Source organism: Companilactobacillus jidongensis (assembly GCF_003946575.1).
GTDB classification, from domain to species: Bacteria; Bacillota; Bacilli; order Lactobacillales; family Lactobacillaceae; genus Companilactobacillus; species Companilactobacillus jidongensis.
The window spans coordinates 28,699-45,796 of record NZ_RHOP01000010.1 but is presented as its reverse complement, the minus strand read 5'-3'; the positions used below and the strand labels follow the sequence as shown (position 1 = coordinate 45,796).

At 35.8% G+C, this 17,098-nt stretch carries 19 protein-coding genes; 9 read left to right on the top strand and 10 right to left on the bottom strand.

Annotation, left to right across the window (positions count from 1 at the left end; translation table 11 throughout):
- Positions 1-41: 41 nt before the first annotated feature.
- Genes EKM68_RS07625 through EKM68_RS07610 form a run of 4 tightly spaced genes read right to left on the bottom strand, consistent with a single transcriptional unit; the run spans position 42 to position 3,582 of the window.
- On the bottom strand, positions 42-1,052 hold the full coding sequence (locus EKM68_RS07625; RefSeq protein WP_125589444.1) for an L-threonylcarbamoyladenylate synthase: 1,011 nt from the start codon (positions 1,050-1,052) through the stop codon (positions 42-44).
- A 3-nt stretch (positions 1,053-1,055) separates the two neighbouring features.
- On the bottom strand, positions 1,056-1,940 hold the full coding sequence (gene prmC / locus EKM68_RS07620; protein WP_125589442.1) for a peptide chain release factor N(5)-glutamine methyltransferase: 885 nt from the start codon (positions 1,938-1,940) through the stop codon (positions 1,056-1,058).
- Positions 1,885-2,982: a peptide chain release factor 1 gene (gene prfA, locus EKM68_RS07615; RefSeq protein WP_125589440.1), complete on the bottom strand. Its 1,098-nt coding sequence runs from the start codon at positions 2,980-2,982 to the stop codon at positions 1,885-1,887. Before prfA ends, prmC begins: the two co-directional genes overlap by 56 nt.
- An 18-nt stretch (positions 2,983-3,000) precedes the next feature.
- Positions 3,001-3,582 (bottom strand): thymidine kinase, encoded by a 582-nt coding sequence (locus EKM68_RS07610; protein WP_125589438.1) that lies wholly within the window; start codon positions 3,580-3,582, stop codon positions 3,001-3,003.
- 151 nt (positions 3,583-3,733) lie between these two features.
- Here EKM68_RS07610 and EKM68_RS07605 point away from each other — a divergent pair, with 151 nt between their 5' ends.
- On the top strand, positions 3,734-5,077 hold the full coding sequence (locus EKM68_RS07605; RefSeq protein ID WP_125589436.1) for a Mur ligase family protein: 1,344 nt from the start codon (positions 3,734-3,736) through the stop codon (positions 5,075-5,077).
- 46 nt (positions 5,078-5,123) lie between these two features.
- Here EKM68_RS07605 and EKM68_RS07600 read toward each other — a convergent pair whose 3' ends face one another.
- The 4 genes from EKM68_RS07600 to EKM68_RS07585 form a co-directional block, all read right to left on the bottom strand.
- Positions 5,124-6,107, bottom strand: coding sequence for a serine hydrolase domain-containing protein (locus EKM68_RS07600; protein ID WP_125589434.1), 984 nt, complete (start codon positions 6,105-6,107; stop codon positions 5,124-5,126).
- Positions 6,108-6,169: 62 nt separating this feature from the next.
- Positions 6,170-6,808, bottom strand: coding sequence for an NAD(P)H-binding protein (locus tag EKM68_RS07595; RefSeq protein ID WP_125589432.1), 639 nt, complete (start codon positions 6,806-6,808; stop codon positions 6,170-6,172).
- A gap of 180 nt (positions 6,809-6,988) precedes the next feature.
- The gene (locus tag EKM68_RS07590; RefSeq protein ID WP_125589430.1) at positions 6,989-8,869 is read right to left on the bottom strand and encodes an ABC transporter ATP-binding protein; all 1,881 of its coding nucleotides are present in this window, start codon (positions 8,867-8,869) and stop codon (positions 6,989-6,991) included.
- Complete coding sequence (locus EKM68_RS07585; protein ID WP_125589428.1) at positions 8,869-10,590, bottom strand: ABC transporter ATP-binding protein; 1,722 nt, start codon at positions 10,588-10,590, stop codon at positions 8,869-8,871. Before EKM68_RS07585 ends, EKM68_RS07590 begins: the two co-directional genes overlap by 1 nt.
- A 94-nt stretch (positions 10,591-10,684) precedes the next feature.
- Here EKM68_RS07585 and EKM68_RS07580 point away from each other — a divergent pair, with 94 nt between their 5' ends.
- Positions 10,685-11,362, top strand: a complete 678-nt coding sequence (locus tag EKM68_RS07580; RefSeq protein WP_125589426.1) for a CPBP family intramembrane glutamic endopeptidase — start codon at positions 10,685-10,687, stop codon at positions 11,360-11,362.
- Positions 11,362-11,571: a hypothetical protein gene (locus EKM68_RS07575; protein WP_125589424.1), complete on the top strand. Its 210-nt coding sequence runs from the start codon at positions 11,362-11,364 to the stop codon at positions 11,569-11,571. The genes EKM68_RS07580 and EKM68_RS07575 overlap by 1 nt, the downstream gene beginning before the upstream one ends.
- A 209-nt stretch (positions 11,572-11,780) precedes the next feature.
- On the opposite strand, the gene EKM68_RS07570 is transcribed toward EKM68_RS07575, so the two are convergent.
- Positions 11,781-12,959, bottom strand: a complete 1,179-nt coding sequence (locus EKM68_RS07570) for a site-specific integrase (protein ID WP_125589422.1) — start codon at positions 12,957-12,959, stop codon at positions 11,781-11,783.
- 54 nt (positions 12,960-13,013) lie between these two features.
- Positions 13,014-13,589, bottom strand: a complete 576-nt coding sequence (locus EKM68_RS07565; RefSeq protein WP_164509388.1) for a helix-turn-helix domain-containing protein — start codon at positions 13,587-13,589, stop codon at positions 13,014-13,016.
- Between the two features lie 236 nt (positions 13,590-13,825).
- On the opposite strand from EKM68_RS07565, the gene EKM68_RS07560 reads away from it, so the two are divergent.
- The 6 genes from EKM68_RS07560 (at position 13,826) to EKM68_RS07535 (ending at position 17,071) form a co-directional block, all read left to right on the top strand.
- On the top strand, positions 13,826-14,002 hold the full coding sequence (locus EKM68_RS07560) for a helix-turn-helix domain-containing protein (protein WP_125589420.1): 177 nt from the start codon (positions 13,826-13,828) through the stop codon (positions 14,000-14,002).
- A 44-nt stretch (positions 14,003-14,046) separates the two neighbouring features.
- Positions 14,047-14,238, top strand: a complete 192-nt coding sequence (locus EKM68_RS07555; protein WP_125589418.1) for a hypothetical protein — start codon at positions 14,047-14,049, stop codon at positions 14,236-14,238.
- Between the two features lie 2 nt (positions 14,239-14,240).
- Positions 14,241-14,462, top strand: coding sequence for a hypothetical protein (locus EKM68_RS07550; RefSeq protein ID WP_125589416.1), 222 nt, complete (start codon positions 14,241-14,243; stop codon positions 14,460-14,462).
- Between the two features lie 117 nt (positions 14,463-14,579).
- Positions 14,580-14,831: a hypothetical protein gene (locus EKM68_RS07545; protein WP_125589414.1), complete on the top strand. Its 252-nt coding sequence runs from the start codon at positions 14,580-14,582 to the stop codon at positions 14,829-14,831.
- Positions 14,832-14,870: 39 nt separating this feature from the next.
- Positions 14,871-15,668 (top strand): bifunctional DNA primase/polymerase, encoded by a 798-nt coding sequence (locus EKM68_RS07540; protein WP_125589412.1) that lies wholly within the window; start codon positions 14,871-14,873, stop codon positions 15,666-15,668.
- Positions 15,668-17,071 (top strand): virulence-associated E family protein, encoded by a 1,404-nt coding sequence (locus EKM68_RS07535; protein WP_125589410.1) that lies wholly within the window; start codon positions 15,668-15,670, stop codon positions 17,069-17,071. The genes EKM68_RS07540 and EKM68_RS07535 overlap by 1 nt, the downstream gene beginning before the upstream one ends.
- Positions 17,072-17,098: the final 27 nt, after the last annotated feature.

Below are 17,098 nucleotides of genomic sequence, written 5' to 3'. Positions count from 1 at the left end.
AACTCTCCTTTTTTAATCGGCTTTTTATGATAGCCGTTTCATTACTTAGCGAAATGTTTTTGACCAGAGGATTTGTTCAACCGGTTTCTGTATGCCTCGCCATGATCGGCATCTGGAAAGCCCTGGGCAAGTATGTATTCAACGCCTTTACCATCTAGCCCACGTAAGCCTGCAAATAGTTCTTGCGATGCACTGTAAATATCTTTGCCCAAAGAAAACTTAATAAAGTTATCTTCATCAGTAATTGTAGACAAGATGTCATCTGTTGCCATGATTCCCAACTTTGCATTTCCATATTGAGAAATCGCAGCCGAAAAATCGTCAGTATTATCAACTATGATTACTTGTGCACTTGGTGCGTAATGCTTGTACTTCATACCTGGAGCCTTAGGAATCTCTCCTGCGGCAACTTTATGATGATCACTATTAACATTATCAAGCACCTGTAATAAGTCCTCAACCGTGATCATCCCTGGGCGCAGGACAGCTGGTATATCAGTTGAAAGATCGATAACTGTTGACTCTACACCTAATTTAGTAGGTCCATCATCCAAGATAGCTGAGATTTTACCATTCAAATCATGATAAACATGCTTTGCCAAAGTTGGACTTGGCTTGCCACTAGTATTAGCTGATGGTCCAACAATAGGTTTACCAAATGTTTTGATCAGATTAAGTGTCGTCTTATTCTTAGGCATCCTAAAAGCAGCTGTAGTCAAACCACCGGTTACTGCCTTTGACAAACTACCTTCTTGAATTGGCATAATGATAGTCAATGGACCCGGCCAAAACTTATTCATTAGTTTCTCAGCCATTGGTTTATAACTGTTATCGGCATACTTCCAGACCATCTCTGGACTTGAAACGTGAACGATCAGTGGATTATCACTTGGGCGTCCCTTAGCTGCATATACATCTTTGACAACATCCGGACGCGTGGCATCAGCACCTAATCCATAAACCGTCTCGGTTGGAAATGCGACCAGTTTACCATCAGCAAGAAACTTTACGGCTTCCGCTATTTGCGTATTTTTTAATATCTCTGTCTCCAAAATCTATACCCTCTCCTTTTCAGCTTTAAGATATCGATAATTGCCACTCATATCCTTATGAAATTCTACAGTATATTCTGGCATATTCTTAGCAAAAATTTCTTCTAAAGCAGATTTTTGATGATAACCAAATTCCATATACAAAGTGCCATCATCTGTTAAATACTTATCAGCATTTTGTGATATGTCTTGATAAAATTCTAGTCCATTTTCCTCTCCATATAAAGCTAAATCAGGTTCATATTTAATAACACTTTGATCCATGACCGATTTTTCTTCTTGAGAGATATATGGCGGATTAGAAACAATAATATCGAATGACTCTGGTTCAATATTCTGAAACAGATCACTTTGTTTCAAAAAGACATTATTGGCTTGATAATTATCAGCGTTCAGTTGCGCAACTTTGAGTGCACCTTCCGAAATATCTGTCGCCAATATGTCATCTTCTGGAAATGCCAGCGCCAAACTAATTGCGATTACGCCTGAACCAGTGCCAATATCCCAAATATTTTTGATTTTCTCATCATGATCATCAATGATTTTTTGAACCATTTCTTCAGTCTCTTGACGTGGTATCAGAGTATCAGGGCTAACAGTAAAACTCTTATTCATAAAATAACCATAGCCTAAAATGTATTGAACCGGTTCGTCCATTCCTAATCTGACTATGCCATCCCTGAATTGACGCATTGTCTTCCCAGGTACTGGTTCATTCCGATGCAATTGTAACTGTGTGTAATTGAAGCCAGTCAATTCTTCCATCAAATATTCAGCATCTTCTGGATACTTATCCTGCTGTTTCAGCATTAAAAAAGCCCTTTTCAGGGCACTAGAATAGCTTAGTCTCTCCACTTTGAATTTGCTCCAATTTTTGAGTTTGATCATTAACAATCAAGGCATCGATGATTTCGTCAAGTTCTCCGTTCATAATGCGATCAAGTTTGTTCAATGATAATCCAATACGGTGATCTGTCACACGGTTTTGTGGATAATTGTAAGTTCTAATTCGCTCAGAACGATCTCCGGTACCAACAGCTGATTTACGTTTTTCGTCATATTCACTTTGGTTTTCTGATTCATAGTAATCGTAAACACGTGATTTTAGAATTTGCATAGCTTTTTCACGGTTTTGTTGTTGTGAACGTTGATCTTGCATGGCAACAACAATACCAGTTGGTAAATGGGTCATACGAACAGCTGATGAGGTCTTATTGATATGTTGACCACCAGCACCAGATGAACGGTAAACATCTGTCCTGATATCCTTCGGATCAAGATCAATATCAACTTCATCATATTCCGGCATAACTGCGACTGTGGCAGTCGAAGTATGTACACGACCGGCTGATTCCGTAGATGGAATACGTTGAACACGGTGTGCTCCATTTTCGTACTTCAATTTAGAATAAACACGTTTTCCTGTAATCATAACAGCGACGTCTTTGTATCCACCAACTTCAGTCGAATTTTCATCGATAATATCGAAACTCCAACCTTGTTTTTCAGCATATTTGCTATACATACTCAACAAATCAGCAGCAAACAAACTAGCCTCGTCACCACCAGCAGCTCCACGGATTTCCATAATTATATTCTTATCATCATTAGGGTCTTTAGGAAGCATCAATAAAGTGATCTCGTGTTCTAGCTTTTCGGCCTCTTCCTTAGATGAATTCATCTCATCCTTTGCCATAGCCTGCATTTCGGCATCATCAGTTTCACGCATGATTTCATCGCTATCGCTAATGCTTTGTTGTAATTCTTTGTAATGATTGAAGGCATTAACAATATCACGCATATCAGCTTCTTCTTTGGAATAAGCCATGTAACGTTTAGTATCATTAATAACTTCCGGATCACTCATTAATTCTTGTAATTCGGCATATCTTTCAACTAGTGTTTCAAGTTGTTCTAGTATTTTGTCCAATTAATTTATTTTCCTTTCTTAATCGTTATTTATCACTGGAGGATGATTGTAATGACGACGACATACTGGGTAATATGCCTCATTGCCGCCGATAGACACTTGTTGTCCCTCATATACTGGTTTGCCATCAGACACACGCATATTCATCGTTGCCTTCTTCGTACAGAACCAACAAATTGTCTTCATCTCTTCCAATTTATCAGCGTACAATAACAAATATTTAGTTCCTTCAAACAATTCATTCTTAAAATCATTCTTCAGGCCAAATGCCATAACCGGTATTCCAAGATCATCTACAACTTGAGTTGCTTCAAGAACTTGATTCTTGTTCATAAATTGACATTCATCAATCAACACACAAGCCGCATCAGGATTCTCACTCTTAACAATATCATAAATATTCGAGTCTTTCTTCAATGCAATGGCTTCTCTAGTCAAACCCATTCGACTTTTTATTTTACCAGTTCCTGATCGAGTGTCCAAAATACTCGTCATCAGAATAACTGACTTACCTTGTTCTTCATAGTTATGTGCTACTTTTAAAATCTCAATTGATTTTCCACTATTCATAGCACCATACTTAAAAAATAATTGCGCCAATACTCTGCCTCCAAATTTACGTCCTTGAAGATTATAACTAAAAAAATGGCGCTTGAACATATTAAACATTGACTAAATTGAATCAAAATTCGATAAAATGTAATTTAGGTGTGATAATATATTTTTAATATAAACTAATTGGGGTTTTAAAATGACATTTAAATCAAGTATTGCAACACTTACTGGAAAAACATCTTATTTTATTCTAAGCAAGTTCTTTAATGGTGGATCTTCATATCCGGGAAAAATTGCTTATAAGATCGATCCAGATATTTTACAAAGTCTCGGCAGAAATTATGATCTGGTAATCGTAACTGGTACAAATGGTAAAACTTTGACAACTTCATTGATCAACAAAATGGTCACGCAAAAATACGACGATGTCTTAACCAATCCAACTGGATCAAACATGATCCAAGGAATCGTTACTAGTTTCGTTACTCATCATAAGAAGAGTAAGCGTCCTTTAGCCATTCTCGAAGTCGATGAGGCCAACGTTGAGATCATCTGTAAGTACATCAAGCCTAAGTATTTTGTTTTGACAAACATCTTCCGTGATCAGATGGACCGTTACGGTGAAATCTACACAACTTATAAAAAAATTCTCGATGGTATCAAACTAGCACCTGATGCAACAATTATCGCTAACGGCGACGCCGCAATTTTTTCATCTAAGAAATTGCCAAACAAAGTTGTCTATTATGGCTTCTCAAGTAAGGGGCATGAAAATGATGACATCAAAGCACCGACTAACACAGATGGCGTTTTGTGTCCTAACTGTAATCACATTATGCATTATCATACAATTTCATATGCTAACCTTGGTAGTTACTTCTGTCCTAACTGTGGCTTCAAGCAGAATGACTTGAAATATCAAGTAACTAATATCAAGACGCTACTACCTAACAAGACTGAATTTGAAATCGATGGTCATCCCTTCACAATGAACATCGGCGGCAAGTACAACGTCTACAATGCTTTGGCAGCTTATGCTATTGCATCAGAAATGGGTATCAGTATTGATCAAATGGAAAAAGCCTTCTCGTATGATGAAAAAGTCTTTGGACGTCAAGAAACGATTGCGGTCGATGATAAAAATGTCAATATTATCTTGGTCAAGAATCCTGTTGGTTTGAATCAAGTTATCGAAACAATTCTTAGCGATACATCAGATTATTCATTAGCATTTTTACTCAATGCTAACTACGCCGACGGTATCGACACAAGTTGGATCTGGGACGCAAACTTCGAAGACCTCGACTACGATAAGATTCCCTTAGTAATTACTGGTGGAAAACGCGTTAAGGATGTCACCTACCGCTTCAAGATTGCTGGATTAAATATGGACAAGAATATCGAAACAGTTGAAATTGAAGATTTTGTTAAACAAATTCCAAAAATTCCTACTAAAAAAATTTACGTGCTGGCTACCTACACCGCTATGTTAGGATTGCGTAAGGCATTGATAGATAACGGTTATATTAAACAAAAATAAACAAAGAGCCCTCTAAATTGGATAATCCAATCAGAGGGCTCTTTGTTTATTTGCTCTCATTCAAAAATGAATTCAAAATTGTTTCTCTTCGTTTTAAGAAAATTTGATTATGCTCAATTGGATGTACACGATTAGTCAACACAACCATCGCATTCTGATGGATATAATCGAGCGCAATGAAGTGACCTGTATAACCAGTGTGGAATAAAACATTTCCAGGTTTAATATCCCATCCCAATGAACGACCAGGATTCAAATCAGTAAAGTCCTTATAGAGGAACTTGTAATTCTTCTGCAGCATCGCCTTAGAAAATTGCATAACATCGATTAGGCTCGAAAACATACCGGCTGATCCACAATGTTTGCCCAACTGACGAGCTTTTGGATCATTTGGTATTCCTATCAACATTTTCCCATTAACTTCATATGTAGGCGTGCAACGGCCAATTTCAGGGTCAAACGTCGTATCCGTCAGATTCCAAGCCATTTGCACAAATTCACTAATAACTTCCTGAACAGATCTTTTATATATCTTTTCAATAATCAAGCCTAGAAAAATCATTCCCGTGTCAGTGTAGACAACTTTTTTATTAAAATTGTCAGTGACCGGTAGAGTGAAGAGTGCATCTATCAACTGTTGATCATTCAAACTGTCACGATCAGGAATATATCCTGCAATACCTGATGTATGTGTTAATAAGTGAAACACTTCGACGCGATCGTCTTTGAACTGTGGTAAATACTTGTTGATAGGGTCATGCAACTTGATCTTCTTCTCATCAATTAATTTCAAAATTAATGGAACAGTTCCCATAATTTTTGTTAAAGAAGCCAAATCATACAGTTCATTACCTCTTAAAGGTGTGATTTCTGGAACCCAAGATTTGTTACCAGCATAATTTGACTCATCATAACTCGTTTGCATGTCTCCATTACCGTGATTACTAATAAATCCATAACTAACTCCTGGAACAATTTGTTGATTAACTAGATCTAAGATTTGTGCTTCAGTTTGTTGAAATTTTTTCATACTGTTATCTCCACGATTGTTAATAGTCTAATTGTATCGTAAAAATAACTTTCGAACATAACTTAATAACCTGCTGGTTTGTTACCATCAGTACCAGGTTGATCAATACCTAAACTTGAATATTTATGTAGATCAGGATCCTGCATAATCTTGATGATCAGATCCGCGATACTCTTTCGTGAAATAATTGTACCTTTGTATTCTTCACCTTTTTCAGTTAATTCATAATCGACTTTATCTTCATTTGTCATGTATGCGCAACGGAGAATCGTAAAGTCGATATCTGAATCCTCAATTATTTTGGCTGCACGACGAGTATCTTCCATCACTTCATGACCAATAATATTCTCATTCCATTCCTCAAATTTTTTCGGTAATTCGTGATATAGACCTAATCCAGTTACATATATCAGACGTTTGACATTATTATTATCCATAGCTGTAATGATACTCTGAACCATTGGTTCAAATTTACCACCTAAGTTGGCATAAACTATATCTTGGTCTCTCATTACATCCATTAGCTTTGTCGTATCATTGACATCGCCCTCAATAATTGTCTCCCTGTTAGCATCCTTAATTTGTAGTCTATTAGAATTTCGTAAGTATAAAGTAAGTTTGTTATCCGTTTCCTTTAATAAACGATCACGTACTAATTTAGCTATTTGTCCATTGGCACCGAGAATTAATATCTTTTTCATTTTTTATCTCCTATTAATTATTATAAGAGCAGCTTAATACTTGAAGTTCACTTTAAGTCAATGACTTTAACACAAAAATAGAGCATACATACTTTTAAAAAGTACATATGCTCCATATTTTATTCTTTTAACAAGTTACGAAAATCAGATTCCTGATTCTTAATTGAAACACGTTCTAAGTTACATCGCAACATTTCCGGCGAATTGTGAATTATAAAGATCTGCATAGAACCCGTTTTTAGCCATCAATTCATCATGATTTCCGGTTTCAATAATTGAGCCGTGATTCATAACGATAATGCTGTCGGCATCTCTAATTGTTGACAATCTATGTGCAACAACGAAACTTGTTCTATTATTCAGTAATCTCTCCATAGCGTGTTGAATATGAACTTCGGTTCTTGTATCAACTGATGAAGTTGCCTCATCAAGAATCAATATTTCTGGATCAGCAACAAAGGCTCTGGCAATTGTAATTAATTGTCTTTGTCCTTGAGAAATATTCGATGCTTCTTCATTAAGAACTGTGTCATATCCATCTGGCAATTGTCTGACGAAGTTATCGACATGGGCAGCCTTAGCCGCCGTAATGATTTCTTCTTTAGTTGCATTCTCATTACTATACTTCAAGTTGTCATAAATCGAACCAGTGAAGAGCCATGTATCTTGAAGAACCATTGCATAATGACTTCTAACTTCTTCACGTGTCATGTTTCTGACATCCTTACCATCAATCTTAACTGAACCACCACTAACATCGTAAAAGCGTTCCAACAAATTGATGATGGTTGTCTTGCCGGCACCGGTAGGTCCAACAATTGCGACCATCTCACCTGGTTTGACATGTAAGTTGTAATCTTCTAATAAGATCGGCTTACCTTCATAACCAAATTTGACGTGATCGAGTGTTACCTTATCGTCAGTATCTTCATCTGGAATATCGACTTTGTCATTCCCCATCTCTGGTTCATCAATAATTTCAAAGATACGTTCGGCTGAGGCAATGGTTGCTTGGATCGTATTAGTTAAGTTGGCCAACTGTGAGATCGGTTGTGAGAATTGGTTCATGTATTGTAGGAAGGCTTGAATATTACCAAGTGACAAATTACCATTGGCCACTGAAATACCACCATACATTGCTACAAACACATAACCCAAGTTATTCAAGAATGTCATTAAAGGCATAACAATACCTGAAATCATCTGTGCCTTCCATGAAGCCTTGTATAACTTTTCGTTTTCACTTTCGAATACTTCAATCGAGTCGCCCTCATGGTTAAAACTCTTAACAACGACGTGACCAGAATAATTCTCTTCAACTTGATTATTCAATAGACCAAGTGATTTTTGTTGTCTCTTAAAAAACTTTTGTGATTGCGGTGCGATAACACCAACAACTAACAAACTGACAGGGATCGTTGCCAGAGCAATCAGTGTCAATTTCCAACTAATGGTGAACATCATCCACAAAACACCGATAAAAGTAACAGTACTTGTTACGACTTGCGTAACACTTTGTTGCAATGTACCAGCGATATTATCCATATCATTAATAGCACGTGACATGATATCACCGTTTGAATGTGAATCATAATAACTAATTGGTAAACGTTCCATCTTAGACTTCAAGTCACGTCTTAACTTATAAACCGTCTTCTGTGAAATACGAGTCATAGTGAACTGTTGTAAAAAAGTAAATACAGCTGAAGCCAAGTACATCAACATTACGATTAGAATAATATGTTCAATCTTTGTAAAGTTGATCGGCAATTGACTAACTTGTATACCAGCCTTCTGTTGAGCTGCACCTGTCATAACACCCTTGTATATTTCAGTTGTAGCTTCACCCAAAATCTTAGGAGTTCTAATTTGGAAAATAGCTGAAGCAACAGCTAAGACCAAAACAATTGTAATTCCAACAACATATGAAGACATATACTTAGCTAATCTTCCAGTTGTCTTCCAAAAATTCTTAGGCTTCACAACTAAACCTGCACCGTGGCCACCAGGACCATGACCGCCAGTTGTTGGTTGTGGAGCTTTAGTATCTTCTTTAGCCATTACTTAGCCTCCTTAATTTGAGACTCGATAATTTCTTGATAAGTCTTATTATTTTCTTTCAATTCCTCATGAGTACCTAGTCCAACCATCTTACCGTCATCAAGAACAACGATTTGATCAGCATCGGCAACAGTTGAGATTCTTTGACCAACGATAACAACAACACTCTTACTGATTTTTTCATCGTTTTTAAGTGCCGTTCTTAGATTCAAGTCAGTCTTGAAATCAAGAGCTGAGAATGAATCATCGAAGACATAGATTGAAGCATCTTTGACAAGCGCACGAGCAATAGCTAAACGTTGCTTTTGACCACCAGAGAAGTTATCTCCACCTTGTTCAACGATAGCATCTAGTTGTCCATCAAGTTCTTTGACAAAATCAGCAGCTTGCGCAACCTCTAGCGCGTGCCAAATCTCATCATCAGTTGCATTGTCCTTACCATAAGTCATATTCGATTTAATTGTACCCTTAAACAAAATAGCCTTTTGTGGAACCATAGCAACCTTTTTGTTAATATCTTCAGTATTCAATGCTTTGACATCAGTACCGTTCAAACTAACAACACCAGTTTCAGAGTCAAAAAATCTTGGGATCATATTGACTAAGGTACTCTTACCGGAACCTGTACCACCAATTATGGCCAAAGTTTGACCTGAATCGACTTTAAAGTTTAAATTAGACAAGGCCAAGTTTTCTGCACCCTTGTAACGGAAATTCACATCACTGAATCCAAGTGATGGTTCATCTTTAACCTTTGCAGGCTTAGCAACAGTGTCAATTGTGCTTTCAGTAGCAAAAACTTCTTGAATACGTGCAGCTGAAGCTGAAGCACGAGGGACAAACACAAAGACCAACGATAAGATCATGAAACTCATTAGAATTTGCATTGCATATGTCATAAAGGCAATCAAATTACCAACTTGCATTGATTGATTAGCAATGTATTTTGCACCTAACCAAGTGATTCCCACATTAGTTCCACTCATTACTAATGTAACGATTGGGAACATCAATGCTACAATAGTAAATACCTTAATAGCGTTGCTGGTATAATCAGCATTAGCACCTTTGAAACGATCTTGTTCGAAAGGATCCTGACGAAATGCTCTAATAACACGAACACCAGTCAATCCTTCACGGAAAATCAAGTTCAATCTATCAGTTTTCTTCTGCATTGCTTTGAATAATGGCACAGCAAAAAACATGACTAAACCAATCAAAACAATCAGAATTGGAATAGATATCAAAAAGATCTTTGTCATTTCTGCATTCTTTTGATAAGCCATGACACTGGCACCTATTAACATAATTGGTGCCATGATCATCATACGGAGCATCATGATCATAACGTTTTGAATTTGAATAACATCATTAGTAGTTCTAGTTGTTAATGATGACGTATCAAATTTATCAAATTCATCGTTTGAAAAGAACAATATTTTTTTAAACAAATCAGATCTTAATTTTTTACCTAAGCCCTGAGATGCTTGTGAAGCCATTAGAACATTACCAACGGCTGCTATAACACTGACAATCGAAATCAAAATCATTTTCATCCCGGCATGCATAATATAATTTGTGTCACCGGTTGAAACACCATTATTAACGATGTCAGATGTGATGTTTGGCAGATACAATGTGGTAATTACTTGTACAGTCATAAATAAAACCGCACCAAGCACTTGCCAAGCATTTATCCTGCCACGAGCAATCTTAAACAATCCATTCACTCCTTTATAAAAAAACTCATTATAGTATTAAAGCACTTCTTTAATCAAAATACTAATAATAATTATCAATAAGGTGGTCTTCCCATTGAATAATAAAATTAATACTCTCAATCCATTTAAGGGACTGTTTCGTATTATAGCATTTATATTACTATTTTTAGCAGAACAAATTCCATTAAGCATACTTACTTTAACAAAAAAAGATTTAGGCTCAAAATATACAAGTTATCTAAAATTTGCGCCAATCATAACCTTAATCCTTTTAGTCATTGTTGCAATCCTTTTGTGGTTCACTTTTAAGCGAGCTCAAAAATTTAAGGCAGTTAAATTCAATAGCTCCACTTGGACTATAATAATTGTCGCATCCGTACTAGTTTTTGCCGTAAACCTAATAACTGTACCTATGATGAAATCAACTAATGATAATGTTGCGGCTCTAGAATTAGTCGCAAAAAATAACATAGTTATTCTAGTCTTTTTCACAATCATTGTCGCTCCAATATTAGAAGAAATCCTTTTCCGAGGAATCTTTATGAACTGGTTCTTCGTCAACAATCCATTAGTATCAGTGATACTTAGTGGGATTGTCTTCGGATATGTTCATGCGCCCTTCTCTCCAGGAACTGATTGGGTCTACGCCTTATCAAAAGTATTACTTGGAATAATTCTTGCAGCGGTGTACGCACGTACCAAAAATATAAAGGCAAATATTACTGTTCATTTCTTGAACAACTTTCTTGCCATCTTGGCAGGCATATTATAATGAGAGAACACGATCGAAAAAAAATGAATGAAGCATACCAAAGTGTCCTTAGAAAAGTAGTGATCTGGGGCGTGTTGTCCATGCTACTGCTGGCAACCTCCAAAGTTACTGGTTGGATCATTATGGAATTTGCTGGATTGGCCAGTGTTATTTATACAATAGTATTAGTTGGTATTTTATTCTACATAGCGTTTATAAAAAGTCACTGATGATCAGTGGCTTTTTATATTTCACAAATATTGAGAAAATAAAAAAGCCGCAGACACACTGTCCACGGCTTTCCTAGTATTACAATAATTCACAAACTATCACCCGTATGGGGGTTATATCCCCACATGATGAAACCTTATAATACCAGTGCTTACAAGGGTTTAATAGCGCTCAAACACCTAATGGCTCCGCTCGTGGCTCCGAAAATTTAGAAGTCCACATAACTGGTGAATTTATCTATTGTTTCCTCGGTGGCTTGTTTGGTAACATGAGCATAGGTCGATAGGATTACGCTCACATCACTATCCCCAGCTTGCTTTTGAATTTGTTTTATTGTTAGTTGATTAGATTCAATAGCAAGTGTTATCCAAGTGTGACGTAAACCGTGTGGTGTAATACGTTTCAATCTCTTTTTGTTATCATTATTGTATGAGTCAATAACTGCATCCATCCACTTGTTTGGTTTCATCATAGATAATAGTTGGTTGTGAGTATTAGGAAATATCCATTGGTTCCGTGAACCAGTATTATATCCAAGTATAAACATTTCTTTGTGCATTGTACTTATCCAATGGTTCAAAATATCCGCAGTATTTTGATCTAAGTGTAAAGTACGATAGCCATTAATAGTTTTAGGTGTACCAATAACCTGGTGGTTATCAATATCTCTTGTAACAGTTTTATTAATTAATATTGTCTTATCTTTATAGTCAAAGTCAGCAACCTGTAAAGCCAATATTTCAGCTTTCCTGGCACCCGTGAATGCAAGTAATCGAAACAATGCTACTGCTTTCTCGTTTCTACCACCATAGTATTTATTAGTTTGATTTATGAAAGCCTGTAACTCGTTCTTATCCCAAAATTTATTATCATCAGCATTTTGTATTTTAGCCTTCTTTTTTGGCATAATTACAAGATCCATAGGGTTTTCATAGATGATACTCAAACGTCTGGCTTCTTTAAAAACAAGATTGGCATAGTTCTTAATCTTTTTATAGTCTGAAAAATCATCATACCAACCGTTTACTATCTTTTGACAGGTAGTAACGGTTATTTTTTTTATCTTATATTTCCCGAAAGCTGGCAAGATATGTATTCTAAACATTCCTAAGACGTGGTTTAGCGTGCTTTCCTTGACTGTTTTCTTATAAGACTCAATGAAACTATCGTACACGTCTTTGTACGTTGCGTTAGTGTCTTCTTTAAAACCGTGATTATCTAAGTCAGCCAATTGATGAGCTACATAAATTTCACATTCTTTGCGTGTCTTAAAACCACGTTTTTGTCGTTTAGTTCTTTTACCAGTTAATGGATCAGCAGCAATGGTGTACTGGCAACGCCAAAATTTACTACCATCTTTTGTTTTGTATTGTGTAAAACTTGCCATAGTTTAGTTTCCCCATTTCTAGCTTTGCACGGCGCGTTATGGGGAGATGGTTAATTAGTTAGTATCTTTTTTATTTGTGTTTTCTAATATTGCATTTGTGAGTTCTGTAAAATGTTTACGAATTTCTTCCTTAGAATTTTTAGACTGTCCTAATTGGTACAAATTAAGAGTATTTATTAATTCGCTAAGTAATCTGATATTGAACCTATGTATATCTATATCTTTACCTTTACCGTTAATCCGTGCAAATCTAACAGAATTAGAAATTAATTCCATTGAATCAATCCCATAACCATCATTTAAAACGTCTTCTTCTAAAAATGACAAAACATTGTTTATTCCATTGTAATAAGAATTATTGATGAGTTCGTCTTTATCCTTTTGGATTCTTTTTTGAGTTTCACGATCTAATTTTTCAAAAGCATCGTCTTCATTAGAATTACCTGATATATAAGATAAGGATACATCAAAAAAATCAGCCAATTGTTGCCAAGTTCCTATATTAGGTTCAGTTTTACCATTTTCATAGTTGCTAAATGTTCCTCTTTTGATACCAGTTTGTTCTTCTACGTCGTCTAAAGTTAGTTTTGCTTTCTTTCTCAGCATTTTTAGCCGATTTTTATTATTCATATATTATTAATACACCTTTCTATATTCATGGTAAGAATATCAACTTTAAGTAAAGTGTACAGCAAGAACATTCAAAAAAATAGATTAAATCAAAAAAAATCAAAAAAATAGATAAAAGCCATTGCAAAACTATGAAACCAAGGATATACTGTTAAAGAAATCTAAATATTAGATTGTAAAAATATCAATCTAAATATTAGATATGAATTAACCATAAAGATTAGGAAGTGAATAAAATGACTGAATTACCAAGATACATGAAACTTGGTCAAGCCTTAAAGTATTTGAATATTGGAAGTTACAACACTTTATACAAATACATTGACCAGGGTCTTAAAGTTTCAATTGTTGGTGGTGTTAAAAGAATAGATCAAATAGATTGTGACAAGTTCTTAGAATCTAAAAAAATATAACAGTAGCTTTGCACGGCGCACAGTTATATATGGAGATGGTACCAATGGAACAAGAACTTATAGATGCACTCCAGGCATTAGGTGCAGACATCAGCGAAGTTACTCGTGATTACATATTGTTTGAACACGATGAGTTTTTAACTGATGGTACATCAGACCTATGCCAGGATATTTCTGACAATGCAATGAAGGCAAAAGAGATTTTTAAAATTTATGAATCAATGAAGGAGAAATAATTATGTTTGAAAGTGACGAAGAAGAAATGAATTTCCTTAAAGCACAAGATGAGGATATTCAAGAACACATTAATAATATTGAAATGAACTTAGAGGCTTTAAAAGGAAATAGCACGATCACAGTGAACGATGGTGAAAAGAAAGTAGTTGTACCAGCTATCGTATTAGCAGATGAAATTGCTCAAGATGCTAAAGCTATCAGTGATGCTATTTTATTACAGTAATGAATCAAAAAAAGGCAAGAAAAAAGGACTTGCAAATACCCACCGAGGGTTGTAAGTCCTACACATAGCAATTAATACTTGCCTTAATTATACCAAAAATTAGGGAGATTTTAAACAATGGAAAATGAATTAGAAGATATTATTTGTATGAATTTGAACAATAAACAAACGATTGATCTAGCGACAGCGTTTATAGATGCGGTTCAAACCGTGTCAACCAATGATACAGAGACGGCTAGAGAATTATTATTTTCTCGAGGATATATTTCAAGATTGTATGAAACACTTGCTACCGTGTCGGCTTCAATTGATACAGTTGATAGTCGATTAGGTGATTTAATTGAAAAACTCCCCAATGAGGATAAATAAATTTGTTTGTGTACGCAACAATAATAAGGAAGTGAGAAATTGACCACTTATGAAATAGCTTTAGAACTAGCCAAAAGAAATATATATTACTATCCTACCGCACCTGGTAGTAAGTCGGGTATGAAAGATACCCACGGTTTCAGTGATGCCGTAAATGATGATTCTATGGCGCAGGAATGGTTTCAAGAAACTAATAACAATATCGGTATTAATTTAAAGAAGTCGGGCTTAATGGTGGTAGACGTTGATATGCACGGCAATGGCAACGGCAGACATAGCCTATTGAAGGTATTTAAAACATATGGACGGTTACCAGATGATACGTTAATAGAACGAACACCCCACAATGGAATACATTTCTTTCTAAGAGTTCCGTCGGGAATCACGACTAAAAGTAAGACAGGTGCTTTCTTTGACCAGTCTGGTATTGATTTGATGTGCAATAACATTCTTATTGCTCCTAGTACCATTGATGGATCTAGTTATGCTCACGTGTCTGGTTCTTATGATGATATAAAACAAGCCCCCACCTGGTTACTAGAGTTTGTCCAGGATAAGCCAGCTAATAATATTAGTTCTGGTACGCCACGATTTAAGAAGTACACAGGAATTTTGCTGGACAAGATTGTTAAAGGAGCCACCAAGGGACAACGCAACGATTTCATTACAAGTATTGCAGGTTCAATGTTAGCAGTTGGTACCAGTGCTAGTAATGTTTATGAATTATTGTCGGTTATTAATAATAGTTTCGTGTCGCCAAGTTTACCACAAAAGGAACTTGAAACTATTTACAGATCAGTTCTTATGAGGGAAATAGCAAGATTGAAGGCGGACTGATGGAAGAAAAGCTAACAAGTTTAATGCAAGAAGCAGACCAATTAAATAGTACGAAAATAGTAGAAATTGAACCATGGAAGGAACAATTCCTTAAAACTGATAAAGGTACGATGCGATCTAGTTCAAGCAAAAATGTATTCTTAATACTTCAAAATGATGCCAGATTGAAAGACCTACTTCAATACGACGAGTTTTCAGAACAGCTTCAAAAATTGAAGCCTAACCACTCACTTGATACTAAACCAGGTGATTGGCTAGATAGTGATGATTCTAAACTCAAATTGTTTATTGAGGATAATTACAATTACGTTCCTACTAAAGATGCTATCAGTGATGCAATTGTAAAGTTTGCTATGGATCACTCTTTTAATCCCGTCAAGCGACGTATTGAATCGGTCACATGGGACGGTGTGAAACGAGTTGAAACTTTTTTCATAGACTACTTAGGTGCAGAAGATACCGAATATACACGTGAGATATGTAAACGTTGGTTAACAGGTGCAGTCGCTAGAGTTTATAACCCTGGTGTGAAGTTTGAAATTGTTCCTATCTTATTTGGCGGTCAAGGTATTGGTAAAAGTACCCTAGTAGGTTCTATATACCGTGATTACTTTTTAGATGAGCTAGAGTCCATGGGTAAAACTAAGGACGACTTCCAGCAACTAAAAGGTAAATGGATTGTAGAAATTGGTGAGTTATCAGCCATGCGTAGAACTGATGTGGATCACGTCAAGGCTTTTATATCATCACAGTTTGACAATTACAGACCGTCGTACGGACACTACACGACAGATCACCCACGTAAAAATGCTTTTATTGGTACTTCGAATCCACCAGAGTTCTTGAAGGATAAGACAGGAAACAGACGTTTTTTTCCTATTGAATGTAATGTTCAAGAAAATAAAAAGGACCCGTTCAATATAGATGATGCTGATATTCTGCAAGTTTTGGCAGAAGCCAAAGTTTTATATAACAATGGTGGACAAATCTTTATAACAGATTCCTTACAGAAGATTGCAGAGAAATATCAAAAAGATGCTATGATTCAAGATCCTAGCGAGGAACAAATATTATCTTATCTTGATATGCCAGTACCAACCAATTGGAATGAATATCCTACTGAAAACAAACGTTATTATTTTAACGATTATATGAACGATCGTACTTGTGTTGACATGGACAAAAAGCCAGTTAAGGAAACTACACCCATTGACCAGGTAACCACCAATGAAATTCTACAAGTTGCTTTTCATATTAATAACGATCAGCTGATTTCTGCATCACGTGGAAATGTTGGTAAACAGATTTCTGATGTTATGAATAGCTTACAAGATACCTGGCACCGTGATAATCATGTAAAAGTTAACGGTAAAAATAAACGTGGGTATAAACGTAAACAATAAGAATGGTACATGTGTACATGTTAGGTA

Coding starts and splice junctions, on each gene's coding strand:
- EKM68_RS07595 (WP_125589432.1), bottom strand. CDS start 6,808: ATGAAAAAGATATTAATTCTCGGTGCCAATGGACAAATAGCTAAATTA.
- EKM68_RS07570 (WP_125589422.1), bottom strand. CDS start 12,959: ATGGCAAGTTTTACACAATACAAAACAAAAGATGGTAGTAAATTTTGG.
- EKM68_RS07605 (WP_125589436.1), top strand. CDS start 3,734: ATGACATTTAAATCAAGTATTGCAACACTTACTGGAAAAACATCTTAT.
- EKM68_RS07575 (WP_125589424.1), top strand. CDS start 11,362: ATGAGAGAACACGATCGAAAAAAAATGAATGAAGCATACCAAAGTGTC.
- EKM68_RS07560 (WP_125589420.1), top strand. CDS start 13,826: ATGACTGAATTACCAAGATACATGAAACTTGGTCAAGCCTTAAAGTAT.
- EKM68_RS07590 (WP_125589430.1), bottom strand. CDS start 8,869: ATGGCTAAAGAAGATACTAAAGCTCCACAACCAACAACTGGCGGTCAT.
- EKM68_RS07550 (WP_125589416.1), top strand. CDS start 14,241: ATGTTTGAAAGTGACGAAGAAGAAATGAATTTCCTTAAAGCACAAGAT.
- EKM68_RS07565 (WP_164509388.1), bottom strand. CDS start 13,589: ATGAATAATAAAAATCGGCTAAAAATGCTGAGAAAGAAAGCAAAACTA.
- EKM68_RS07545 (WP_125589414.1), top strand. CDS start 14,580: ATGGAAAATGAATTAGAAGATATTATTTGTATGAATTTGAACAATAAA.
- EKM68_RS07535 (WP_125589410.1), top strand. CDS start 15,668: ATGGAAGAAAAGCTAACAAGTTTAATGCAAGAAGCAGACCAATTAAAT.
- EKM68_RS07555 (WP_125589418.1), top strand. CDS start 14,047: ATGGAACAAGAACTTATAGATGCACTCCAGGCATTAGGTGCAGACATC.
- EKM68_RS07600 (WP_125589434.1), bottom strand. CDS start 6,107: ATGAAAAAATTTCAACAAACTGAAGCACAAATCTTAGATCTAGTTAAT.
- prmC (WP_125589442.1), bottom strand. CDS start 1,940: ATGATCAAACTCAAAAATTGGAGCAAATTCAAAGTGGAGAGACTAAGC.